Source organism: Undibacterium sp. MH2W (assembly GCF_049340215.1).
GTDB lineage: Bacteria > Pseudomonadota > Gammaproteobacteria > Burkholderiales > Burkholderiaceae_D > Undibacterium.
The window spans coordinates 700034-725787 of the sequence record NZ_JBMPPA010000002.1 but is presented as its reverse complement, the minus strand read 5'-3'; the positions used below and the strand labels follow the sequence as shown (position 1 = coordinate 725787).

19 protein-coding genes are annotated in these 25754 nt (G+C 48.8%); 8 read left to right on the top strand and 11 right to left on the bottom strand.

All coding sequences use genetic code 11. From position 1 onward, the window contains the following. Position 1 precedes the first annotated feature (1 nt). Positions 2 to 556, top strand: coding sequence for a hypothetical protein (locus ACO0K2_RS07515; protein WP_423017306.1), 555 nt, complete (start codon positions 2 to 4; stop codon positions 554 to 556). Between the two features lie 215 nt (positions 557 to 771). On the opposite strand, the gene ACO0K2_RS07510 is transcribed toward ACO0K2_RS07515, so the two are convergent. The 5 genes from ACO0K2_RS07510 to ACO0K2_RS07490 form a co-directional block, all read right to left on the bottom strand. Next, positions 772 to 1188, bottom strand: coding sequence for a gamma-butyrobetaine hydroxylase-like domain-containing protein (locus tag ACO0K2_RS07510; RefSeq protein WP_423017304.1), 417 nt, complete (start codon positions 1186 to 1188; stop codon positions 772 to 774). Positions 1189 to 1230: 42 nt separating this feature from the next. Further along, complete coding sequence (locus tag ACO0K2_RS07505) at positions 1231 to 1686, bottom strand: HIT family protein (RefSeq protein WP_423017302.1); 456 nt, start codon at positions 1684 to 1686, stop codon at positions 1231 to 1233. Further along, a complete protein-coding gene (locus ACO0K2_RS07500; RefSeq protein WP_423017300.1) occupies positions 1686 to 5663 on the bottom strand; it encodes a DUF3683 domain-containing protein in 3978 nt (1325 codons plus the stop codon). Before ACO0K2_RS07500 ends, ACO0K2_RS07505 begins: the two co-directional genes overlap by 1 nt. A 1186-nt stretch (positions 5664 to 6849) precedes the next feature. After that, a complete protein-coding gene (locus ACO0K2_RS07495) occupies positions 6850 to 8136 on the bottom strand; it encodes an HAD family hydrolase (protein WP_423017298.1) in 1287 nt (428 codons plus the stop codon). 379 nt (positions 8137 to 8515) lie between these two features. Beyond that, a complete protein-coding gene (locus ACO0K2_RS07490) occupies positions 8516 to 9007 on the bottom strand; it encodes a YqaA family protein (protein WP_423017296.1) in 492 nt (163 codons plus the stop codon). A gap of 323 nt (positions 9008 to 9330) precedes the next feature. Between ACO0K2_RS07490 and ilvA the strand changes: the two genes are divergently transcribed. From ilvA to rapZ, 7 genes are all read left to right on the top strand, one after another. Next, positions 9331 to 10866 (top strand): threonine ammonia-lyase, biosynthetic, encoded by a 1536-nt coding sequence (gene ilvA, locus ACO0K2_RS07485; RefSeq protein ID WP_423017294.1) that lies wholly within the window; start codon positions 9331 to 9333, stop codon positions 10864 to 10866. Positions 10867 to 10883: 17 nt separating this feature from the next. Then, positions 10884 to 11732 carry an NADPH-dependent 7-cyano-7-deazaguanine reductase QueF gene (queF, locus tag ACO0K2_RS07480; protein ID WP_423017292.1) on the top strand — a complete coding sequence of 283 codons (849 nt, stop codon included), beginning with the start codon at positions 10884 to 10886 and terminating at the stop codon, positions 11730 to 11732. 96 nt (positions 11733 to 11828) lie between these two features. After that, positions 11829 to 12518: a hypothetical protein gene (locus ACO0K2_RS07475; protein ID WP_423017290.1), complete on the top strand. Its 690-nt coding sequence runs from the start codon at positions 11829 to 11831 to the stop codon at positions 12516 to 12518. Between the two features lie 192 nt (positions 12519 to 12710). Next, complete coding sequence (locus ACO0K2_RS07470; RefSeq protein ID WP_423017288.1) at positions 12711 to 15398, top strand: EAL domain-containing protein; 2688 nt, start codon at positions 12711 to 12713, stop codon at positions 15396 to 15398. A gap of 87 nt (positions 15399 to 15485) precedes the next feature. After that, on the top strand, positions 15486 to 15959 hold the full coding sequence (locus ACO0K2_RS07465; protein ID WP_423017286.1) for a PTS sugar transporter subunit IIA: 474 nt from the start codon (positions 15486 to 15488) through the stop codon (positions 15957 to 15959). Between the two features lie 39 nt (positions 15960 to 15998). Continuing rightward, positions 15999 to 16940: an HPr(Ser) kinase/phosphatase gene (hprK, locus tag ACO0K2_RS07460; protein WP_423017284.1), complete on the top strand. Its 942-nt coding sequence runs from the start codon at positions 15999 to 16001 to the stop codon at positions 16938 to 16940. 1 nt (position 16941) lies between these two features. After that, a complete protein-coding gene (rapZ, locus tag ACO0K2_RS07455; RefSeq protein WP_423017282.1) occupies positions 16942 to 17805 on the top strand; it encodes an RNase adapter RapZ in 864 nt (287 codons plus the stop codon). A gap of 98 nt (positions 17806 to 17903) precedes the next feature. On the opposite strand, the gene ACO0K2_RS07450 is transcribed toward rapZ, so the two are convergent. The 6 genes from ACO0K2_RS07450 to mutM form a co-directional block, all read right to left on the bottom strand. After that, a complete protein-coding gene (locus ACO0K2_RS07450; protein WP_423017280.1) occupies positions 17904 to 19067 on the bottom strand; it encodes an ABC transporter permease in 1164 nt (387 codons plus the stop codon). Further along, positions 19064 to 19897 (bottom strand): ATP-binding cassette domain-containing protein, encoded by an 834-nt coding sequence (locus tag ACO0K2_RS07445; protein ID WP_423017278.1) that lies wholly within the window; start codon positions 19895 to 19897, stop codon positions 19064 to 19066. The genes ACO0K2_RS07450 and ACO0K2_RS07445 overlap by 4 nt, the downstream gene beginning before the upstream one ends. Further along, a complete protein-coding gene (locus ACO0K2_RS07440; protein ID WP_423017276.1) occupies positions 19894 to 21360 on the bottom strand; it encodes an alpha/beta fold hydrolase in 1467 nt (488 codons plus the stop codon). The genes ACO0K2_RS07445 and ACO0K2_RS07440 overlap by 4 nt, the downstream gene beginning before the upstream one ends. Before the next feature lie 179 nt (positions 21361 to 21539). After that, complete coding sequence (gene mutY / locus ACO0K2_RS07435; protein ID WP_423017274.1) at positions 21540 to 22664, bottom strand: A/G-specific adenine glycosylase; 1125 nt, start codon at positions 22662 to 22664, stop codon at positions 21540 to 21542. 16 nt (positions 22665 to 22680) lie between these two features. Beyond that, positions 22681 to 24618, bottom strand: a complete 1938-nt coding sequence (locus ACO0K2_RS07430) for a dynamin family protein (protein WP_423017272.1) — start codon at positions 24616 to 24618, stop codon at positions 22681 to 22683. A gap of 100 nt (positions 24619 to 24718) precedes the next feature. Then, positions 24719 to 25540 (bottom strand): bifunctional DNA-formamidopyrimidine glycosylase/DNA-(apurinic or apyrimidinic site) lyase, encoded by an 822-nt coding sequence (gene mutM / locus ACO0K2_RS07425; RefSeq protein WP_423017270.1) that lies wholly within the window; start codon positions 25538 to 25540, stop codon positions 24719 to 24721. Positions 25541 to 25754: the final 214 nt, after the last annotated feature.

The window sequence follows — 25754 nt, the reverse complement described above, 5'->3', positions numbered from 1 at the left end:
GATGTTATTGATAATGCGATTTTTTATTCTAATTTATTTGAGTATTCAATTTGCATATGCAGGAACTAAAGGTTTTGATGTTAAGTTAAGAAATCTTGGAGACAAGGATTTCTATCAGTCACCAATTTTCAAACAATATTTAGATAACACAGACAACAACTTAGTAGACGAATGTTGGCATCGTTATGGTGACGGAATTTCTGGCATTTATTATTTAAACTATGGAATGTTCAATTTGGAAAACGAATATAAGCTGGATGATGTCTGGAATGGAAAGAAAGAAATTATTCAAAAAATTAGAAAAGGATTGCATCAAGCAAATGAGCATACGACTAGCGAAGGCTACCACGGCATGTACATCATTTACCCAAAGGATGGTTACCTAACCATCATGGGAGTTGGTGCCAACGCCGATCCTAAAAAAGGTCTCACTGGCATCTCCCCTATCATCAAAGCCATTAAACTCGATCAGTCTAAACCCAAGGAAGGAGCAAAGATTTTTGAACGCAGCTTATGTCGTGTTTCTAAGCCTTTTAATATTGGATTTGGCGTGTAGACAAATTGGCGAATAAAAGAACGCCATTCAAATTTGAGAAATTTTTTCAGCAATAGCTACGATATTCAAATCCATTGCTGAGGAAGAATTCATCTGGGAAGAGATAAGCTTAGAGGACCGCTATTTTTCCGTGAAATACCGGAGAGCTGAAAAAGCGGGATCCACACAATCTCATCACACACAATCAGATTGCCAAATCCCGCTCATCCACCTTGTTAATGCGAATGTCCACAGCTAGCCGCCGCCACTGGCATTGGGGCGTCGCGGCCGGATTCGCCGGTGAATCCGGCATCTTGTAGGCGTTGGAGATAGTCTTGCCATAACTGCGCTTGGTTCTCACCCAGCCAATAGAGATAATCCCACGTATAAATACCGGAATCATGTGCGTCAGAAAAGAGCGGCTTGATGGCGTAATTGCCCACTGGTTCGATACCGATCAAACCAACGTCACGCTTCCCTGTTTGTAATGTTTCCTGTCCGGGTCCATGGCCTTTGACTTCGGCTGAAGGTGAGTAGACGCGCAGCAGTTCGAAAGGTATCGAAAATGCCTTGCCATCATCAAAACTGATGTCAATGACCCGCGATTGCGTACGGGCATTGAGGGCGATAGGTTGGACTTTTTTAGTGCTCATGATGTAAGGTCAATCCATTCGGAAAAGGCAAAGGATATACCATTATGCCAATGCAGCAGTAATCGCCTGACGTAATTGCGGCAATAGACTGCGACGCGCCTCTAAGGTAGAAGAAGCTGGAATACTTTCATTGGCCGTCGCCCATATCGGATTGGGGAAATGCGCGTCATCGGTGTAACGTGGAATCAGGTGCCAGTGCAGATGTGGCACCATGTTTCCCAAACTAGCCAAATTGATTTTATGGGGCTGCATGACAGAGCGGATTGCCGATTCTGTTTTCCACACCACCTGCATCAGCGTGGATCTGTCTGCGTCACTCAGATCGGTCATTTCTTTGACATGCTCATTCCAAATGACCCGGCAAAAACCCGGATAGTTCGCGTCATCCACAAGGATAACGCGCCAATGCGTATTGCCGACGATGACGTCGCCACGGCTGGCATCGCACAGTTCGCACTGAATCGATGCAGACACGGTTTCTTGGATCACACTCATCATCACACCAATACCCGTTCAATGCCGCCATTGTTGGCGTTAGCCACATACTCTGGCATCCAGTTTTCGCCTAAGATGTGTTTTGCCATCTCAACGACGATGTAATCTGCGTCGGTGTTGCTATCGTCGTTGTAGCGCGATAAGCCTTGGAGACAGGATGGGCATGAAGTCAGAATTTTGACGTCGCCAGTAAAACCATCGGCACGCAGTTTATCTGCGCCTTTGTTCATCTCAATCTCTTTACGGAAGCGAATTTGCGTTGAAATATCCGGACGCGTTACGGCCAAGGTACCTGATTCACCACAGCAACGTTCATTTTTCTCGATCTTCACATCGCCATTGCTGCCGGTAATCAATGCATTGACCGTTTTTAATGGATCTTGCAATTTCATCGGTGTATGGCAAGGATCGTGATACATATAACGTGTACCAGTCACTCCCTCAAGTTTGACGTTTTTCTCCATCAAATATTCATGGATGTCCACGATGCGGCACCCTGGGAAAATCTTATCAAACTCATAGGTCGACAACTGGTCATAGCACGTACCACAAGAGACGATGACCGTTTTGATGTCCAAATAATTGAGGGTGTTCGCCATACGGTGGAACAGGACCCGATTATCGGTCATCATTTTTTCTGCTTTATCAAACTGCCCACTACCCCGTTGAGGATAGCCACAGCAGAGGTATCCTGGTGGCAATACCGTTTGCACTCCAACGTTCCACAACATCGCCTGCGTCGCCAGACCGACCTGTGAGAACAAGCGCTCTGAACCACAACCTGGGAAATAGAATACGGCTTCGGTATCAGCTGTCGTCGTTTGTGGATTGCGGATAATTGGCACGACTTTGTCGTCTTCAATATCGAGTAATGCACGTGCCGTTTTCTTCGGCAGGTTACCTGGCATCTTCTTGTTGATGAAGTGAATAACCTGCTCTTTGATCGGCGCCTTACCGACACTTGCCGGTGGTGCCTTGGTCTGCTTTTTCGCAAACTTCTTGAGCAGATCATGGCCGAAACGTTGGGCTTTATACCCCCAGCCAATCATCACTTCGCGGGTCATATTGATCGTCGCTGGATCAGTCGCGTTCAAAAAGAACATCGATGCAGCTGTTCCCGGATTGAACTTCTTCTGTCCCATCTTGCGCAATAGGTTACGCATGTTCATGGAGACGTCGCCAAAGTCGATATCGACTGGGCAAGGGTTCACGCATTTATGGCAGACCGTGCAGTGGTCAGCGACATCAGAAAACTCATCCCAATGTTTAATGGAGACACCGCGACGGGTTTGTTCTTCGTATAAAAATGCTTCGACCAACAACGAAGTCGCGAGGATTTTATTACGAGGCGAATAGAGCAAGTTTGCGCGTGGTACGTGAGTCGCACATACAGGCTTACACTTACCGCAGCGCAAGCAATCCTTGACACTATTAGCAATAGCGCCGATATCGCTTTGCTGCATGATCAGGGACTCGTGTCCCATCAGGCCAAACGATGGTGTGTAAGCGTTCCGTAAATCTGCAGCAAACTCAGGCAAGTTCAATAGCTTACCTTTATTGAAGCGCCCCTCTGGATCGATACGTAATTTGTATGATCGGAAATCTTTAATCTCGTCTTCTGTTAAGAATTCGAGCTTAGTGATCCCAATGCCATGTTCACCCGAAATCACCCCATTGAGTGAACGTGCTAAGACCATGATTCGTGCAACGGCATGATGTGCCACTTGCAACATGTCGTAGTCATCCGAGTTCACTGGCAAGTTGGTATGCACATTACCGTCGCCGGCATGCATGTGCAAAGCGACGAATACGCGGCTACGCAGCACTTTTTTATGCAGAGCGACGCATTCATCGAGAATGAGTTTAAACGCTGCGCCGTTAAAGATTTGACGCAAATGCGCACGGACTTCGGTCTTCCACGAGATTCTGACTGTTCTATCTTGCACCACTGAAAACAGCGTTGCATCTGGCTGACGCTGCAAGCGTTCATCAAACACAAAAGCTAGTTTATCGAGTCCCAATGCCATTAAATCCGCATTCGCTTCGTTCAATGGCTTGTCGAGATGTTGAAGCAGATAAGTCCAACGTGCCTTGGCTTGTTGCAACAGCGTTTCAGCTTGATGGACACGATCTTCTAGCAACTCAGCGGCTGGAATATCATCACCGTCGGCGTCTTCGCTCTTACCTAATGGCAGATTACCGTTGGCGAAGAAAGCAATCAGTTTGTCGAGCAGCGCCAGCTTATTCTGAATCGACAATTCAATATTGATGCGCTCGATACCATCGGTATATTCACCCATGCGGTTGAGCGGAATCACGACGTCTTCGTTAATTTTGAACGCGTTTGTATGTTTGGAAATCGCTGCTGTTTTAGCTCGATCAAGCCAGAATTTCTTACGCGCTTCGGGGCTGACAGCAACAAAGCCCTCGCCCACGCGTGTATTGGCAATACGGATCACCTCTGACGCCGCCTGCGCGACCGCGTTTTCGTCGTCACCAACGATATCGCCGAACAAGGCCATTTTGGGTAGAACGCCACGCTTTGATTTTGTGGTGTAGCCAACTGCGCGTAAATAACGCTCATCCAGATGCTCTAACCCCGCCAAAATAGCGCCACCTTTTTTGGTTTCGCTATCGAGGTAATCTTTAATTTCGACAATGCTTGGAATCGCGTCGCGGGCTTGTCCAAAAAATTCCAAACAAACAGTCCGAGCGAACTTTGGCATTTTGTGCAAAATCCAGCGCGCCGACGTAATCAAGCCGTCGCAACCTTCTTTTTGCACACCCGGCAATCCGGCGAGGAATTTGTCGGTAACGTCTTTACCTAAGCCTTCTTTGCGGAATACGCGACCTTTGATTTCCAGCTGTTCTGTTTTGAACGGTTGCTTCTCACCAGGATGGGTCCATTCGAGGCGGAATTTTGCCAGCTCCACATCATGGATCTTCCCAAGGTTATGCTCAAGGCGCGTCACTTCGAGCCAATCACCGTTAGGATCAACCATTTTCCATGAAGCGAGGTTATCGAGCGCCGTTCCCCACAAGACCGCCTTTTTACCACCAGCGTTCATCGCGACATTACCGCCAATACACGAGGCTTCGGCAGAGGTTGGATCAACCGCGAACACGAAGCCCGCTTTTTCAGCTGCATCCGAAACACGCTTCGTTACGACACCCGCACCCGAATAAATGGTCGCGTAATCGCGATCCACTCCGGGCAACCGTGTCATTTCGACTTCGCCTAGTTGTTCAAGCTTTTCAGTATTGATCACCGCAGACAATGGCGTCAACGGGATGGCACCACCGGTGTATCCAGTACCACCTCCGCGTGGAATAATCGTCAGACCGAGCTCGATACAGCTCTTCACCAAACCAGCCATTTCATCTTCAGTATCCGGCGTCAAGACAACAAAGGGATACTCAACGCGCCAGTCAGTCGCATCGGTGACGTGCGAAACGCGGCTCAAACCGTCGAATTTGATATTATCTTTGGCTGTATAACGCGACAGCAGTCGATTCGCTTTTTTACGTAAATCGTAGGTATCTCTAAATTCTTTAGAAAAATCAGCGACCGCTTTACGCGCCGCTTGTACCAAGGTCTCGACACTGTTACTACGCTCAGCATCATCATCGTTAGCGGTATTAACGCGACGCTTCTCAACTTCTGCCAGACGATGATTTAAGGCATCGATCAGATCTTGACGACGCTTTGGGTTATCCAACATATCGTCTTGCAGGTAGGGATTGCGGCGAACCACCCAAATATCACCCAATACTTCGTACAGCATTCGTGCGGATCGGCCAGTCTGACGTTTTCCACGCAATTGATCCAGCAAATGCCAGGCATCTTCGCCCAACAAGCGGATCACAATTTCACGATCAGAAAACGAGGTGTAGTTATACGGAATTTCCCGGACACGGGTCGGTGCGGCACCTTGCGGCGAATCTGCAAGCAAAGCCTGAATTTGAGCTGGAGCGTTCATCAGAGACGTGATTAGACGGATTGCAGACCAATACCGTATGTCGAGCAAACCGCGGTTTACTGAGTCGGCGTGGTATCGATCCTGGATTTAAAGGTTCATTCTAGCGTATTGCGATGCACCATGCCGCAACACCCTTGAAGTTTGTACGGCAATGAGAGGTATTTGTAGCAATTTTCCAAAGCTTATTTGGCAATTTGCGTAATTTATTTTCAAAAAAGGCTTTTTCTTGCAAGAAAGCATTGCAAATAGTGGCTGGTCTTGGAGTGGTGATGGGCTCCCGCCTACGCGGGAGCGACGAGCTTAACCGTCTGCGTGGAGACGGCGTACTGCCTGTCATACCCTCTTGCCCCTTAAAATCTCACTCCACTCAACCCTCATTCCGTCATACTCCGCGAAAGCGGGGTATCCAGTGCGCGAATGCGCTTTCTCGTTAAAGCAAACCATCACCCCACAAATAAGGCGCTACCGCGCCACTGGGCTCCCGCCTACGCGGGAGCGACGAGCTTTACCGTCTGCGTGGAACTGGCGAATTACTCCGCCTTCTAAGAAGCGACGAGTTCCTCCCTTTGCGATGGAACGACGGCGTACTGCGTGACATACCTTCGTGCCCCGTAAAATCTCACGCCACTCACCTCTCGTTCCGTCATACTCCGCGAAAGCGGGGTATCCAGTGCGCGAATGCGCTTTCTTGTTAAAGCAACCCATCACCCCACCAACAAGGCGCTACCGCGCCACTGGGCTCCCGCCTACGCGGGAGCGACGAGACCCACCGTCTGCGTGGAACAGACGAGTTACTCCGCCTTCTAAGAAGCGACGAGATCCGCCCTTTGCGCGGGAACGACGGCATACTGCCCGACATACCCTCTCACCCCGTAAGATCTCACGCCACTCAACCCTCATTCCGTCATACTCCGCGAAAGCGGGGTATCCAGTGCGCGAATGCGCTTTCTTGTTAAAGCAACCCATCACCCCACCAACAAGGCGCTACCGCGCCACTGGGCTCCCGCCTACGCGGGAGCGACGAAATAGTAATTCAGGGGGAGAACAAGCACTGGCGTTGTGAGCAAGGGCTCAAAAAAATGCCCCCGAAAAATTTGGAACAATGTCCAACTTTTCGGGGGCACTTCACAACAAGGAGCGTTTTTTGACTATTATCGAACGATAATAAGAACAAACCTACAAAGACTTAACCAACCAACGCGGGTGCGGTCTTTCCATATTTCAGTGTTGTCTCAACAGGCAACCAATTGCCAGTGGACTCCTGGCGACCTTGCAACGCGAAACGTGGATGCGCTTCCTTGATACTATCCGCAGCCAGTTTAGACAATGCACCGATGTTGCCTTTCTTCAGACGATTAACAATCAGACCCAATTCTGTCTCTTGGAAATCGCGCAGCATATCGTAATCGCCATCGCTATCACCCGCGACAAACACAGGGCCGTAGCCTTTTTTAGCGACCAGCTCACGTTTGATCACCGTAGACTTACCTGGACCCCAGTTCAATGGCCAATCTTTGAGGTAGGCGTTTTTGAACACGTCACCATCCTTCTCAAGACGCAAACCCAGTACGTTTTCACGGGGGACGTGATAACCATATTTCGGATTGGATGCAAACACAGCAACCACGTCTTCCAGCGAGGCGGTGCTCACGTAGACGTCAAAACCATTCTGACGGAAAGTATCCATCAGTGTTGCGATCTCTGTGCACAAACGGATACCGTGAAAATGGGCTGTCGTCACCACACCAGCTTTGCCCGGCAATGACGCTGGGCTGGTGTATTTCACTTTGGACAGGCCCATGCCCAGATTGGCGTCGTTCGATGCTTCGGCCAATTGAGAGACTTCACTCACCTTCATATTGGCAAAGAAATAGATCACCCATGGGTAACCCACATTCACACCATGCGTATCGTTGACAGCTTCATACATGAAATACAATTTCGCGCGGAAGTCTTGGAACTCGGCAGTTTCAACGATTTGCGCCAAGCTCATGCTACCGCTCATGCCTTTGTAATTTGCATGCAAAAATGCGTAATCACTATCCAAATCAGCGCATAAGCTGTCGAGATCAACGATCGTCCCTGCTGCATTTTTGTAATCAGGGGCAAAATTACCTTTTGGAACGTTTTGGCGAATGATGGCAGAGAACTCCGCAGGCGTCAGTTTGAACGCAAGATTGTTGATTTGGTACATCAACAATGCTTCTTCGCAGTCGTTCATGATACTGGTGTTATCCCAGTCAAACACGGCGTACGGTTTGCGTTTTGCGGAATACGTTTTGCTGGTGATGCCATGTTTGGCGATCAATGCTGCGACTAAGTCATGGTTACGCGGCGCCCACTTGGCGTTGTCCAGCATAACAGGCTTCATTTCTGGATTTTTTGCTGCTGCTGAGCTTGCCAGTGTGACACCGGCAGCCGTTGCGATCATGCCTTGAATAAAGCCACGACGTGGCGTAGTTGCTTGCTGCATGTTCTGAGCCCCCTTTAGGATTACGTAGAATAGTTGTATCGTTTTCTTAATGGGTTGCTACGATTAGCAGACAATCATCACGTCGCTTGACCGCTTATCCTGTAAGCACATCGCAAAATAAGCGAAGTCATCCCGTATCAGCAATGCCTGTGTGAGCAACCATTAAGACCATCCTCATCAGCATCGGTTTCGGCGCGATAAGGATCTTGGTCGCAAAAGTATAGAGAAAGATTAAGACATCTTGACTACAAAGAATGGTCTTCTATTCAACAGCATCCTCATTTCGAGCTTTTTTATTCTTATAACAACAAAAAGAGCCATTAAATCGTTATATCTGCGCCAGCCACCGCCAACACAGACGATAACGAAAAAAATATCACTAAGCCAACAACTCTCCCACGCGATGCCAAAAGCCATCCGGCACTTTGAGCAGTAGGTAGGTCATGGTGATGTACCGAAGAAATTTACCGATCGCCATATAGCCGACGCAAGGCCAAAACGGCAGCCGTAGCCAGCCAGCTAAGGTACAAATCGGGTCGCCAATCACTGGCAACCACCCCAACAACATCGTTTTCGCCCCAAAATGCTTCAGCCAACTAAACCAGAAAGTATCTCGCTCTCGATTGAAGGCCTGTTTGGCCGCATATCCCATGGCATAGTCAACAACACCGCCCAAGGTGTTGCCGATCGTCGCGACGATCAATACTGGCCAAAATAATTCTGGATTCGCCTTGATCACAGCAAAGACGGCAGGCTCGGATCCCAATGGAATAAGAGTTGCAGAAATGAAACTAATTAAAAAAACCGAGGTTAAACCGATTTCCGGCACGGCCAAAACCGTGAATAACCAATGGATTGCTGCTTCTATCATGTATACCTAAGCTCAGCCGAAAGGGCATCCATTATAATAGGCGCTCTTATTTCCAAGAAATAACCAATAAACAATTGTCGATCGTACATGAAGGTGCCCACTACCCGTGCGCCAACGTGTATTTCTCGGGTTCTTTCTACGGCGTCGCGTCGCGCTGTTTGCGTGTTTATCACTGCCACGCAGAACGAAACTGGAGCCTATCCCGTTGAAATGAGGGCTAAAAGTACCATTTCAGACCGACAACACTGTGTTATCGCGCTATGATTGTTTGATGTGAAAATGTAAAAAAACGTAACTATTATTCCACTTTACTTGTAGAGCTTATGAGCACCGATTATCTCAAAAAGATCCTGACCGCCCGCGTGTATGACGTGGCCTTTGAAACACCGCTGGAATTCGCCCCCAGCCTGTCAGCACGCATGGATAATCGAATTATGTTCAAACGCGAAGACATGCAGAGTGTCTTCAGCTTTAAGATTCGTGGTGCCTACAATAAAATTGCACATTTAACACCCGCTCAATTGAAGCGTGGCGTTATTTGCGCTTCCGCTGGCAATCACGCCCAAGGTGTGGCACTGAGTGCCAAGCGAGTCGGCTGTAAGGCGGTCATCGTGATGCCAACAACGACCCCTCCTGTCAAAATCGACGCTGTACGCGCGCATGGGGGCGATAGTGTAGAGATCGTGTTGTTCGGTGACTCATTTACGGACGCCTACGGTCATGCGCTGGAATTAGAAAAAAAACGGAAACTGACGTTCGTGCATCCCTTCGACGATCCAGATGTCATCGCAGGGCAAGGTACCGTCGGCATGGAAATCTTGCGTCAACACGCGGAACCCATCCATGCGATCTTTGTCGCCATTGGTGGTGGTGGCCTGATTGCCGGTGTTGCTGCGTATGTGAAAGCGATTCGCCCTGATATCAAAATCATCGGTGTGCAAACGACCGATTCAGATGCAATGGCACGCAGCCTCGCTGCTGGGAAACGTATCACCCTCAACGACGTCGGTTTATTTTCTGACGGTACGGCGGTCAAATTAGTCGGCGAAGAAACCTTCCGACTCGCGAAACTGTATGTTGATGAGGTCATCACTGTTGATACCGACGCCGTTTGTGCGGCGATCAAAGATGTATTTCAAGATACGCGTAGTATTCTGGAACCTGCCGGTGCGCTGGCTGTGGCTGGCTGCAAAGCGTATATCGAACGTGCTAAAGCCAATAAAAAGCCACTCAAGAATGAAACGATGGTCACCATTGCCTGCGGTGCCAACATGAATTTTGACCGACTGCGCTTTGTGGCCGAACGGGCCGAGGTTGGTGAGGCGCGTGAAGCTGTGTTTGCCGTGACCATCCCTGAAGAGCGTGGCAGTTTCCGCCGCTTCTGCGAATTAGTGGGTGCTCGTAATGTCACCGAATTCAATTACCGGATCAGCGACGACAAAGCGGCGCATATTTTTGTGGGTATCCAGGTCAATGACAAGCTGGAGTCGAGTAAGATCGCGAAAAATTTTGAAAAGAGTGGTTTCCCAACGCTCGACCTGACCCACGATGAACTAGCCAAACTGCATATCCGCCATCTTGTGGGTGGCAAAAGCGCACTGGCTGAAAATGAACTATTGTATCGATTTGAATTTCCTGAGCGTCCTGGCGCGTTAATGCGTTTCCTCAATAGCATGGCGCCTAACTGGAATATCAGCTTATTCCACTATCGCAACCACGGTGCTGACTATGGACGCACTCTGGTTGGTTTGCAGGTGCCAAAAAAGGAAATGAAAATGTTCCGCGAGTTCCTCTCTACGCTGGGGTATCGCTACTGGGATGAAAGCAAGAATCCCGTTTACCAATTATTTTTAGGCTAATCGCCAACGACTACTGAATGACTGACGCACTATCTAACAACTCACCTGAACAATCTTTACTCGGCAAAGTCGCAACGTACAAAGCTGAGTATGATCCTTCGCTCCTTTTCCCGATTCCTCGCACTGATAAGCGTGCCGAAATCGGGGTCGGAGCAACGCTGCCGTTTTTTGGTGTCGACATTTGGAACGCTTACGAAGTATCGTGGCTCAATCAACGGGGCAAGCCACAAATTGTCATCGCCACGATCACCGTTCCCGCTGAGTCACCGAATATCATCGAGTCTAAATCGTTCAAACTGTACTTAAACAGTTTCAATCAGACGCGATTGGCTGATGCTGAGGCGTTGGTTCAACTGCTCAAGAAAGATTTATCGGCAGCAGCAGGTGCGTCTGTTCATGTCAGTCTCTGTATGTCTGAACATTTTGGTCAATTGAAAATGCAGGAATTGGAAGGATGCTTACTCGATCGTCTCGATATCGATGTCGACGCCTACACGCCCGATCCAAGCCTGCTCAGAGCGAATCACGATGAGGCTCCCGTCGAAGAAACCTTACTGTCTCACCTCCTCAAATCAAATTGCCTGGTGACAGGTCAGCCAGATTGGGGAAGTGTACAAATTCGCTACGTTGGGTCACAAATCGATCAAGAAAGTCTGCTACGCTACCTCATTGGGTTCCGAAATCACAATGAATTCCATGAGCAATGTGTAGAGCGGATTTTTGTTGACATCATGCAGCACTGCAAGCCGCAGAAACTCGCTGTCTATGCGCGCTACACACGTCGTGGTGGTCTGGACATTAATCCATGGCGTAGTAACTTTTCGACGGGCCAGAGCCCAGACAACAGTAGAAACGCTCGTCAGTAATTCACTTGCTTAGCAAGACTTGACTTTGCTTTGCTTTGCTTAACTTGGTTTGGCTTGGCTTGGCTTCTCTTCATTTCTCTTTTTTATTTTTTGATCATGACTTTTCGAACGTCCTCTTTCGGCAACTTACTCAGTGTGTCCGCCCTACTTCTTGGCGTCTTGAGCACCACTACAGTGAATGCACAAACGGCACCTTCCTCTGCGCCAGAAAGCGCTACTGCTTCTGCGACTGCAGCAGCTGTAAGTACCGCGCCGACAGGCGATGCGCAGGCACCGTTAGCACCAGCAAGCAATGAACAACCCGGCTGGTACGAACGCGCCAAACGCAAAATGACGAAGATTATCGATGAAGGTGATCTGTCCTTGAATTTATCAGGGCTCGCGCACCATGGTCGTAGCACTTATACCCCAGAGAGAATTGCAGAATTGAATGAGAATGCGTGGGGTCTGGGCTTTACAAAGGCAATTCGCGACGAGAAAGATAATGAAGAACTTGCCTACGCAATGATCATTTCAGACTCGCATTACAAACCACAGCCAATGGCAGGTTATGCATATCAATGGATGAAACCGATTGCGGGGAACATTGAAATCGGTGGTGGTTATACGTATTCATTGATCAGCCGCACCGATTACTTTAAAGGCGTGCCCTTCCCCATCGCACTGCCTGTCGCTTCGATTGGAACAAAAAACACAAAATTGATGGCGGCGTATGTACCTCGACTGTCAAAAAATAAAGGTAACGGCGACGTTCTACTTTTATTCGTGCGTATTGATTTGAAGTAAATTCAGATATGAATGCAACAATATCACTTGCCTAGATGATCAGGTACAGATAGCATCTTGATATGACCTTGTTCATAGTGTGGTAATTCCGTTCTCTCAAAATGTGATTACCGCACAGCATATCTCGTTTAGCAAAAATTGCTGACAGCATCGTATCGTAAATAAACTCAATTTCATTTTCAGATTGTTTTCGTGATATCGCCTATTTCTTTACTGAGTACCGCTCCCCGTGAACCTGTGATGGACGATGCGTGGCACTCAAGTTTGCTTGAACATCATCCAGACGCCATCTACGTACTCATCGACGATTGCATTTCTTATGCCAATCCTGCCGGCATAGATTTAATGAAGGCGGCTAACCTCAAGCAATTAGTCGGCTTAAAACCAGAAGCATTTCTCGTGCCCCGGTATCACGAAACCGTCAAGCATCTTCTCGAAAAATCAACACCCAGTAATCCCCCTCGCTACTTGCAATTTCAATGTGTCCGGCTCGACGGTTTGTCGATCGATATTGAGGTCCATAGTAAAGCGTTTCAGCATGGTGCAAAGGTAGCCATTCTGCTCAGCGTACGCGAAGTTCCTGCCGCGCTGGCCAAGTCTGCGCAAGTGATTCATTTATCCGAAAACGACGCCATCAAAATCAAGGCTAATCGCATCAACGAAGCGCTACACCATGAAAAAGAGATTTTGGAGATGATCGCGCTGGATAAGCCGCTCACGCATATTCTCGAAGATGTATGCGATCGGATGGAGCGTCTACTCGCGAATGGATCGATGTGCACGATCAGCCTCTTTGATCAAAGTACACAACTACTCCACTTTGGCGCAGGTCCCTCATTACCCGAAGCATTCACTGCGCAATTAAGGAACATCCCCGTCGGCATCAATAGTGGCTCGGCTGCAGCGGCGATCCACTACAACCGACTGACGATTGTGCAAGATATTGAGCTCAGTCCGCTATGGGAAAAATTAAAAAGTAGCGCCATTGCCCACGGATTACGCTCCTGTTGGTCAGTGCCGATCACCACGGCCTTTAATTCGGTCTTAGGCACGATCGACGTCTACGCCAAACGTACACACACGCCGACCGAAGAAGAACATGCAATGATCGCCGATGCTTGCGATTTGATTGGTCTGGCCATTGATAAAAAAAATATGGAGCAGAGCCTCGAGGAAAGCGAAGAACGCTATCGCTCTGTGGTGACGAATCTCTCTGAAGGCATTATGGTGATTTCGCCTGGCGGGCAAATCGTGACCAGCAATCCCAGTGCCCTCCGTATTCTCAAAATAGCGGATGTGAGTAGCGTCGGACGCCGCCATCGCTATTTCAAACGGATATTCAACGAAAACGGTCGCACATTGAAGTTAGGCGATGATCCGGCCTCCGTCGTCTTTAAAACGGGAACACCCGTATTGAATTTATCGACGGGAGTAGAACTCAGTGATGGTTCTGTTGTGTGGTTATTGGTCAATTGCCTGCCCATTTTTAAGAAAAGTAACTCTTCCATCTCCGCTGTCCTCATTTCTTTTACAGATACGACGGAAGTCCGCGAGACACAGCGTCAGTTAAATTTTATGGCATCGTATGATGCACTGACAGGCCTTCCAAACCGCCACCAGCTCAATCTGCGGCTCACAAAGGCCTTGGCGGATGCGCAAAAGCATCAGCAACGCGTCGCTTTGTTATTTCTGGATTTAGATCGGTTTAAGAACGTCAACGATACGGCAGGACATGCCGCGGGTGACAAACTGTTGCGCGACGTCTCCACGCGTCTGAGCGCGTGTATTCGTGCCACCGACCTCCTTGCCCGTTTAGGTGGTGATGAGTTTGTGATTATTGCTGAAAACATTGCTGACGCCCAATATTTGCGCGATCTCGGCGAACGCGTTTTGGCGCAAATGCGTGATCCTTTTGTGATTGAAGGCAATGAATATCACTTGGGTACCTCGATTGGTATCAGCGTTTTCCCGCATGATGGCGACGATGCTGCCACCCTCATGCGTTGTGCGGACTCAGCGATGTATCACGCCAAAGAATCGGGTCGGAATAATTACCAGTTTTTTACGACAGAGTTAAACGTTCGCGCCCAACACCGCTACGCTCTAGAAACAAATCTGCGTCGCGCACTGACCGAGCAAGAATTTTTAGTCTACTACCAGCCAAAAATCTCCTTGCAGACCTCGCGGATTGTCGGCGCAGAAGCACTCATACGCTGGCAAATGCCGGGCGTAGGACTCATTCCGCCAAATGAATTTATCCCTATTTCAGAAGAAATTGGTCTCATTCTTCCTTTGGGTCGCTGGGTACTCGAACAAGTTTGCCGTCAGACAAGTATTTGGCGCGAGCAGTTGGCACCTGACATTGTAGTCAGCGTCAACATTTCTCCGAAGCAATTTCAGGATCCGAGTCTCAGCAAATTTATCGAACGAGTACTACAGGAGTCCCATTTACCGCCGTCTGCATTGCAGTTGGAAATTACCGAAGGCTTGCTCATGGGAGAGCTCGATTTATTGCTCCCCGTATTTGAGGCAATTAAACAACTGGGTGTGAGTATTTCACTGGATGATTTTGGTACTGGATTCTCTTCGCTGTCTTATTTGCAGCGATTCCCGATCGATAATTTGAAAATTGATCGTTCTTTCATCCACAAAGTCCCGGACAACCAAGATTCTGTCGTCCTCACCCACGCGATTATTGCGATGGCAAAGGCATTGGGCATGAGTGTGACTGCTGAAGGTGTCGAGAATGCAGAGCAAATGTTCTTTTTGACCGATTCTGGATGCCAAGAGATGCAAGGTTTTTATTTTAGTCAACCCCTCCCTGTGGAACAATTTGAGAAACTACTTCAGAACAACAGGCAGGAAGAAGCGCGTGTTTAATTAAACAAGTTCACAAAAAGAAGCCTATAATTTGCGTCAATTCAGATCAGCACATGATTTATTATTGCTGTAACCAGATCTTGCACCATGACCAATATTGCAAAAATCCTCCCACTCGCCAATGTCCTTCTGGATTTGGAAATTTCCAGCAAAAAAAGGGCCTTTGAACAGGCCGGGTTGTTATTTGAAAACAATTGCAGCATTGCGCGCTCGACCGTGTCGGACAATTTGTTCGCCCGTGAACGTTTAGGATCTACCGGTTTAGGGCACGGTGTCGCCGTACCACATGGCCGGATTAAAGGTCTTAAAGCCCCCATCGCTGCCCTTGTGAGACTCAAAGAAGCGATTCCGTTTGAGTCCCCTGACGCACAACCTGTGAACTTACTTATTTTTCTCCTGATGCCTGACAACGTCACGCAACAGCATCTTGAGATATTATCTGAAATTGCAGAAATGCTTTCGAATGAAAGCTTCCGCAATGAACTCAATTCTGAACCGAGTGCCGCTGTTATTTACGAGAAAATTCTCGCTTGGCGCCCGGATTTATCAGCAACACCCTAAGCAACATCACGGTTGTCGCTGGATTTTTACTTTATCGCCATGCCCTTATTCACTGAATTAACGATACAAAAAATCTACGATGATAATCGTGACATCATGCAACTGGGCTGGTTTGCCGGCTTTGCTGGTGCAGACAAGCAAATCACGGGTGATGCCGCCTCTTCTGCGGATCAAGTAGGCCATCTCAACCTGATTCACCCTGGACGTATTCAAGTGCTGGGACATCAGGAGCTCGCTTATTACAATCGATTGTCGAATGCTTCCCGCGCCAACTTGATTCGCGAGTTAGTGGCAGGCGGACCACCTGCTTTGATCGTTGCGCAGGGGTTAGAATCACCACCACCGTTTTTAACAACGTGTGATGACAATAATATTCCCTTGTTTTCCACGCCTTATCCCTCGGCTCAAGCAATTGACTATTTGCGGGTCTATTTATCCAAGAAGTTAGCGCAGAGTATCACTATGCACGGCGTGTTTATGGACGTGCTTGGAGTGGGTGTGTTAATCACGGGTGAATCTGGTTTAGGCAAAAGTGAACTGGGCTTAGAGCTGATTTCGCGTAGTCATGGCTTGGTTGCTGACGATGCTGTCGAATTTTCACGTATTGCGCCCAACATGATTGAAGGACGCTGTCCGGAGCTGTTACAGAATCTGCTGGAAGTACGCGGTCTGGGCTTGCTGGATATTAAAGCGATTTTTGGCGAGACCGCCGTGCGCCGCAAAATGCGCTTGAAACTGATTGTTCATCTGGTCCGTCGTAGCACCTTAGAAGAGAACTACGAGCGCTTGCCGATCGATTCTCAAACTGAAGATGTGCTGGGCTTGCCTATCCGCAAAGTCGTCATCCCTGTCGCTGCAGGTCGCAACATCGCGGTGTTGCTGGAGGCTGCGGTGCGTAATACGATTTTGCAGTTGCGCGGGATCAACACGCTAGAAGATTTCATGGAAAGACAGCGACGCGCCATGGAGGCAGGAGACTAAAATGCAAATTTTATTGATCTCTGGCATCTCTGGTTCAGGAAAATCAGTTGCACTGAATGTGCTAGAAGACGCGGGATACTATTGCGTTGATAATCTTCCTCCGAGTTTGCTTCCGGAGCTGATCAAAACACTGTCCCTAGAGGAACATACCAATACGGCAATCGCTATCGATTCTCGTAGTGCGCATCTATTGAGCAATCTGCCACAAACATTACAAGTCCTACGTGATCAGGGTCATGATGTACGGGTTTTATTTTTAACGGCGAGTACCGACTCGTTGGTTGCTCGTTTCTCTGAAACACGCCGCAGCCATCCGCTCTCACACCGTTTGGCGATGGAACTGGCGTCCAATGTGGACCTGAGTCTGGTTGAGTGTATCGAAGAAGAACGCGAAATTCTGGCTGGCATTCAGAATCTTGCCCACGTCATTGACACCACCGATCTACGTGCCAACCAGCTGCGCTCGTGGGTCAAAGCGGTCGTGCAAATTCAACGATCACCATTAACACTGATGTTCGAATCCTTTGCATTTAAGCGCGGCGTACCGTTAGATGCGGATCTGGTATTCGATGTCCGCATGATCCCGAATCCGCACTATGACCCGTTTCTTCGTCCACTGACTGGTCGTGATCAGCCCGTCATGCGTTTCTTGGATAATCAGGAAATGGCGCAAGATATGTACAAAGATATCGAGACGTTTATTACGAAATGGCTGCCAGCATTTAAACAGGATAACCGTAGCTATGTCACCGTAGCGATTGGTTGTACCGGCGGTCAGCATCGCTCTGTGTATATGGTTGAAAAACTGACGAAGCATTTCCAGAAAACAGAACAAGTCTTGATTCGTCATCGACGCCTACAATAAACGCTGATTAAAAGCTGCTTCTAGTCATCAAAAATCCCCTTCAGCATTACAACTGAAGGGGATTTTTTTGATACTCAATACGGTGGTTTGGGTGACTTTTAGTTCATCACGACTTTCCGCATTTTTTGTGCAATATAGGCGAGACTGCCGCCCGTCATCACAACACAGACAACAAGGGCGATGGCAACCGCCACGGTATTGAGCGTCTCTCCTTTTAACACCTGATTCATCATCTGGTTTTGCGCCAAGACCGGAATCCATTGAAACCAAGAAGGTTCGCGACCAGGAAACATAATCGGAATCAACGAGACAAATGGAATAAACATCGAGACAATCTGGTTTCTGACTTGCGCTTCTTTATAGCTCTTACAATCGAGGGCAACAGCGATTTGCATCGCAGCGACGCTTGCTGCAAGCGGTAGGAGGACAATTAAAAACCAGATGGCGTCTTTGAACCCAAACTGAAATTCTGCGCGTAGCGTATCGTTTTTAATGAGCCACTGCGACGGAAAAAAACTCCCAATCGTCAATACCACGACGCCCATACTCACCAGCGCGACGGCACTCCATTTGCCAACCGCAAGTTGCCAGCCATTCACGGGGTTCATCATCAAAGGCTCTAACGATCCACGTTCGCGTTCGCCCGCTGTCGTATCAATCGCTGCATACATCCCACCGACCACAATCGCCATCAACACCATCATCGGGAGCATTTCAGTGACGGATGTTTTACGCTCTTCCGCTTTTTGTAAATACCGTTCTTTGATATCGACAAGTTGTAGCAACTCGGTTGAGATTCCTCGCATGGTCAGATTCATCACCATCGTTTCCTGCACATAAGCATCCAGCAAACGGCGCAGCGGACGGACGCCGAATTCGGCGTTGCGATTGGACGTGTCGTAGGCCACTTCCAAACTGACTTTGTCGCCGTGCGTGATTTTTTCTTCAAAATCGTCTGGGATGATCAAGACCGGTTGATCGATTTCTTTACTACGCGATTTGGCTTCGTAGTCGATTGGTGCCGGTTTAATTTGATAGCCTTGACGCAAAATAAAGTTCTCTAACTGGGGGGAGTGTTGCATACCCACCGCCAGCACAATCCGCTTATCTTCCTGCGATTCAACCTGCGATAACACGGTAGAAAACACTAACAAAATCAACGGTGCACCTAAGAGCGAGCTAAATAGCGCCGTCATCAACGTACGGCGATCACGTAAAGCGTCTTTCAATTCTTTACGGACAATAGCGAATAAAACATTCATGAACGTTCCTCCAGCGATGGTGTACGCTGCTCTAAAAATGCGAGGCTGACAAACGCATCTTCAAAATTGGTTTGCTTGGCTTGCTCCATCAATGCATCGACTGTTCCACGTGCGACATGACGTCCCTGCGCAACAATGACGACGTCATCACATAAACGCTCCACTTCTTGCATGATATGGGTGGAAAAAACGATACATTTCGATCCCCCTTCCGGCGATCTAAGCCATCTCAAAAATTCCCGCAAAGCACGCGTCGCAACAACATCAAGACCATTGGTTGGCTCGTCAAGAATAATATTGCGTGGGTCATGTACCAATGCTCTCGCTAAGGCGGTCTTCATCCGCTCCCCTTGACTGAATCCATCCGTACGACGGTCCAATAAATGGCGCATATCTAACCATTCAGCTAGCTGCTCGGTGCGTTGCGCTGTCAATTCGGCACTCATGCCGTGCAATACGGCATAGTAGTGAATATTTTCCCGAGCAGTGAGTCGTGGATACAAACCACGAGCATCTGACAAGACCCCCATGTGCGACTGAGTTGACGATTCCCCCGCCCGCACTTCGTCGCCATCAACAATCACATTGCCTGCATCAGGTTTTAAGAGCGCCGCAACCATTCTTAAGGTCGTTGTTTTGCCTGCACCGTTGGCACCAAGTAGTCCTGTAATCTGACCATCCTGCGCGGTAAAACTCACACCATTCACCGCCTGTACCACCTGCGCTTGTTTTTGTCGTGCCGTCATCAAGCGCCGCAAATCGGCCCAATTTTTCACGCCCGGCTTATCGTGACGAATAAATTTTTTATACAGCTCGTTGACAATAATCATGGTTGTTTCTCCTGCTTCCCTTGCCCGTCCTGCAATGGTTGCCAAGCGAGTGGTCTCGGTATTGGTCGGACACAGGACGTATCGATTTGCAAAGCAGCGTGATCCTCCTTAGCATTCAAAAAGCGGTACACCACATCACGCACACAGCCTTGAGACAACACACCATGCCCTGAATTATTCAGTGTCACATGGAGGGCATTGGCACCTAAGGCTTTTGCGACGGCGTCGCCATGGCGTATCGGCGTCACTGGGTCGATGCCACCACTTAGCAACAGCACGGGCGACTGCGTGACAGGAATAGTAAAAAATCCCTCTGGAATCGATGCGCGTGGCCAGTTTTTGCATGCGCGTTCATACATGCGCGTCATGATCTGTTCAAAATCGTCTTTGGGGATGGGCAAGGGTCGGGCGAATATTTCGGAGCACCAGACCGAGAAATGCATGCCGTAAGTGATGCCTGCTGGCCCGGGCGCATTGGTCGCACCACTGAGCGTGACCAACGGTTGAAAATGACCTTGGTCTGCTTGTGTAATGGCATATGGCAACGCGGCGGTTCCTGGTGCGGAATACAGAGTTTTATGCACGAGGCTAAGCAGCATATCCCGTTGCATATCAAACTCAAGCGGTGTGCCAAGACGTGGATGCGTCATGCTCACGTGGCGGGGCATCGATGCCAGTAAATGGTGCCACTTTTGTGCGAGGTCTGGATAACGCGATCGACACGCCACTTGCTTTGCACAATCCGCAAATACGCCATCTAACGCAACCTGCGCATCACTCGCTGGCAACCCCATATCTGGTGGCACAACGCCATCGAGCACAAGACGTTTCACTGAGTGAGGGAACTGACGTAAGTATTCAAGACCAACTCGCGTGCCATAAGACGCGCCAACGAGATTAATCTTTTCGTACCCCTGCTGTTTTCTGACCGCCTCCAGATCTTGTACAGCAATGCTTGTACTGAAGTAGCGTAAGTCACCGTAAGGCAGTGCCTTTAATCGTGCCAGACATGCATCTGTCCTTTTTGCAATTTGATCTTCGCTATCAACATCTGCACCGCTTTCTATTTCGGGACAAGCAAGCGGAGCGCTGCGCCCCGTGCCGCGTTGATCAACAAAGACAATATCCCGACGTTTGTTGAGGCGGCTTAATATGGCCTGACCGAAGCTGGCAACATTGATCGCGCTCTGACCAGGTCCGCCAGCGAGCAGGAAGATGGCGTCCTGTAATTTATTTTTGTCTTGCGAAGGCAACACAACATACTGAATTTCGATTTTTTTACCTGCTGCGTCGTCAGGATTTAAGGGTCTCTCGATTTTGCCACATCGCAATTCCTGTGGAAAATCCGGCAAACGGCACGGTGTCACCCCTTGTTGCAGCGGATGTTGCACATCAGCGTACGCCAGAGAACACAGCAATAAACCGGAGAGGCCTACTAGCTTTTGAATAAAAAACTTCAACACAATCATCCCCCAACAAAATCGTAGGGATACAGTGTAAATCGACCATCGCCTTTTGTGTCATTTCAGGCAAGTTTTTGTTTGCGGCTCCTGACGTTCCAGTCAGCACGGGCGCATGGACGAATAGGCGCCTAAAGGTCATGCTGTACCGTCACAGTCACAATCACTCCAGCGAAACGGCACTATAAAGACAGCAATAGTGTTTTGATCGGTGCTGGTAACGCCGCTTCCGCCATACCCGACAAGGGCATCCACACATAACGGTCATCCACGGGGTGTGAATGCAGTTGAGTAAGTGCGACCAACACGGCGCGAATGTGTAATTTAAAATGCGTAAAGACATGTTCAATGTCCGGCAACAAACGTTGTTCACCGGGCACGCCAAACTGGTCAATCATGGTATGGAGTGCTTGCGCATCAATCGCATCCGGTGCTTGATCGGTCTCCAGCGCCGTCATTCCCGCCATCTCAGGCAATGACAACAATCCTCCCCAAATACCACGATCAGGGCGACGTTCAAGTAAGACCTGCCCTTGGTGAATCAACACGAGCATGACGGCTTGTTTTTCTTTGATTTGCTTTTTGGGCTTGCGTGTCGGGAGCTCTGCTGTCCGGTTTTCAGCGTGTGCAACACAACGCGCTTGCAATGGACAACGAAGGCAAGAAGGACTGCTACGTGTGCACAGGGTTGCCCCAAGATCCATCAAACCTTGTGTATAGGCTTCGATACCTTGTTCGGGCAAAAGCGCCATTGCTCTTTGCCACAAATCATCTTCAACAGGCTTACTGCCCGGATAACCAGCAATCCCAAAAACGCGTGCAAAGACGCGCTTAACATTACCGTCTAAAATCGCAGCGTTGGTGCCATAGGAAAAAGCCGTAATGGCTGCTGCTGTTGATCGCCCGATGCCAGGCAACTGCTCCAGCAAGAGGGGATCCGCAGGAAAATGTCCTTGATACAGTTCCACCACTTTCTTTGCACATTGGTGGAGGTTGCGTGCACGCGTGTAATACCCTAATCCACTCCAGTGCGCCATGACGGATTCCGACGATGCGGCAGCAAGGTCAAACACCGTCGGAAAACTGTTCAGAAACTTTTCGTAGTAAGGAATGACAGCGGTTACCTGCGTTTGTTGCAGCATAATTTCAGACAACCACACTCGATAGGCTTCACGGCTTTGCTGCCAAGGTAAATGATGTCGACCGTGTTGTTTTTGCCAGGTGATCACCGCTTCTGAAAATGACGGGTCGACATAATCGGGATGAATGAAATGGGCGGCCGACGCCGCCGGAATACGACGTTTCATGGACAATACGCTGTGCTTAGGCAGCTACTTTGAGGGTGTTCAGATCGGCAGACAAGGCTGCTTTTAATTTAGCTTCAAGCAAACTCAGCGACTGCTTTTGCGCATCGACTTCCGCTTGCATTTGCTCAAAAGACGCAATTTTATCTTCTAAACTGTCAGTGGCCACATGAATACGTTGAATCGATTGCATCCGGTTTTTCAGTTGCGCCTTATGTTCACGGATTTGCGCCTCTAACGGAGCCATGACTACTTTTTGCCAAGCTTCGACGTCTTTGTTGGCCTGTAAAAAATTCTGTTTCACACGAGCAGCAACGGAATCAAAGAATTTATGAACCAAAGCAACGCGGGTGTTGGTGAGCATCGTTGTGGCGTTAAATTGCTTTTGATAGACCACTTCAATTGCTTCGAGTTCTTTAATGTATTTATCGAGCGAAAATGCCATCGGTGCCGTCAGTGCTAAACCGTGTTCGGTCGAAAATTTGCGGTACATGACCGTCATCATTTCAGAAATCTCATCGGTCTTTTGATTAGAGACGATGAGATTGAGCTTCACTTGTGCAAAGAACTGTTTGATCGCATCCCGCAGCCCGACGGACAAATAACTTTTCTCCATCGCCTCGCGAGTACGACGAATTTCCTCACGCAGAATGTCCATACCAAGACTGGTGTAGACCTCTGTCGACAATTTGGTAAAGACCGCGCGCGTCCCCTGCATCCGGATCAGACTCGCATCAAATTCTTTTTTCTCGGTATCAACGCGGCGCATCATGTGTTCGATCACATTCATGTTTTTGCCGCGCAAACTCTTGAGCTCTAACATTTGCTCAACCACATTGCGTGAGCGTGATGACACGATCGATTGCTGTGCGTTGGTAATTTCATTGATCTCTGCTACTAACTGCGAGCGGATGATGTTCTGCTTCGCAGGAATCAGCTCTTTTGACAAGGCATACTCTAATGAGGGCAAACGGCTCTTAGCCAGTAAAGGAGCATCTTTATTAATTTTCGCAACCAAGCCTTTTTGCGCAGACACCGGGAAAATCTGCTTTTCTTCTAAGGCCAACGTATGCGCTACCGTATTGACTTGACGCGCCAGTTGTTGATCGATCTCTGCAGGCGTACGGAGCTCATCCCACATACTATCGATTTTATTGAGAACGACCATGCGACCTGGTCCACTACCGATATGATTACGCCAGACATCGATGTCGCTCTTGGTCACGCCGGTATCTGCTGCCAGAATGAACAACACCGCATGCGCATTGGGAATCAAATTCAGCGTCAACTCGGGCTCGGTACCGATCGCATTTAAGCCCGGTGTATCCACAATGATCAGCCCTTCTTTGAGGAGCGGATGCGGAAAATTGACGATGGCATGGCGCCATTGCGAAATCTCGACGAGTCCATTCTCATCCACTTCTAATGCTGCATCTGGATCGTCTTCATCAAACAATCCATAAGACTTGGCAACGGCAACAGAGACTTTTTTGGTCAAACTCACCTGTTTAAACGCCTCAAGCATGCCGTCACCCGAATTGATATTCAATGGCAGCACGGTCCAAACGTGGCTTTGTCCCTTGTATTCACTGGTGGACTGGGTTTCAGAGCGCGTTTCGATCGGCAGCAGGCGGATACACGGAGGAATCGTATCGTCGTAGAGTAATTCGGTCGGACACATCGTCGTGCGCCCAGCGGAGGATGGCAAAATGCGCTGACCATAATCCGCAAAGAAAATAGCGTTAATTAACTCGGATTTACCACGGGAGAATTCAGCGACGAAGGCAATCGATAGCTTATCGTCGACTAATCGCTCCAATAAGCGAGCCAAACGCTGATCGACCCCCGCGTCGGCCATATCTGAACCACTAATCCAGGAACGATACTGCTCGAGCGCACGGGTTACCCCCTGACGCCATTGGCTGTACTCTTGGAATTTTTGGACCAGATTACTCATGTTTCTCTCGGTTAATTTTTACATCTGAAAGTATATATGCTGTTATGAAAAAATACCCACAAAACGCTGTTGTCGCATGTTTTCAGACAACAAAAACAACCTATTTCTGGCAAAATACACAATAAAAGCTACTTCGCTGCCCTTGAAGGATTTTGCGTATCGGTGTTGAGCAGATCCGACAAGGCGCACCATCGCGGTCGTAGACAAAATAGTTTTGCTGGAAGTAGCCGCTCTGCCCGTTCACATGAAGAAAATCTTTGAGCGTGCTACCGCCCTGTTCAATGGCTGCGGCGAGGGTCTCCTTTATCGCCGTTGCCAGCAACTGGTATCGAGCAAGACTAATGCGTTTTGCCTGCGTTTTCGGGTTAATTCTCGCTTTAAATAAACTCTCAGACGCGTAAATATTCCCAACGCCGACCACAATATCACCGGCTAATAAGACTTGTTTGATCGAAGCACTCCGCGTGCGGGTCTGCTCGAACAATAATTCTGCTGAAAAACCACCCTCCAGCGGCTCCACGCCCAACTGGCGCAGTAACAGGTGATCGGCAATATTCCCTTCCTCTTCACCATGCCACAGCACCGCGCCAAATCGCCTTGGATCAGCCATACGGAGACTTTGCTCGCCCAGCACCAAATCGATATGGTCATGTTTAGCCGCTGGAGTTCCCGAGGGCAACACCCTTAAATGACCCGACATGCCGAGATGGACCAGCACGGTTCCATGAGAAAAGTGGATGAGCAGATACTTGCCGCGACGCCCTGTGGATAAGACCTTTTTGCCACGCAGCAGCGCGGGTAAATTAGCGGGAAACGGCCATCGTAAGCCTTCTCGACGCATGATGACGTCCGTTACAATTCGTCCCGTTAAGTGCGGATCAACACCGCGCCGGGTCACTTCTACTTCAGGTAATTCGGGCATAGTCAGGAACTTTAAAAAAAAATGCTGCTCTAAATGGACGAAAACAGCGTTTTTCGCGCGCCACAGCAACGCTGAGAATCATGTATGCTCAGTCTAGCAAAGGAACCAAGCGTGATTCATGGCCAACGACGTCACATCTGTCTTGTCATCCTGTGCAAGCTTTACAATTTGACACAAGATAGTTGGTGCTAGTCATGAATAATACTATAGAGAG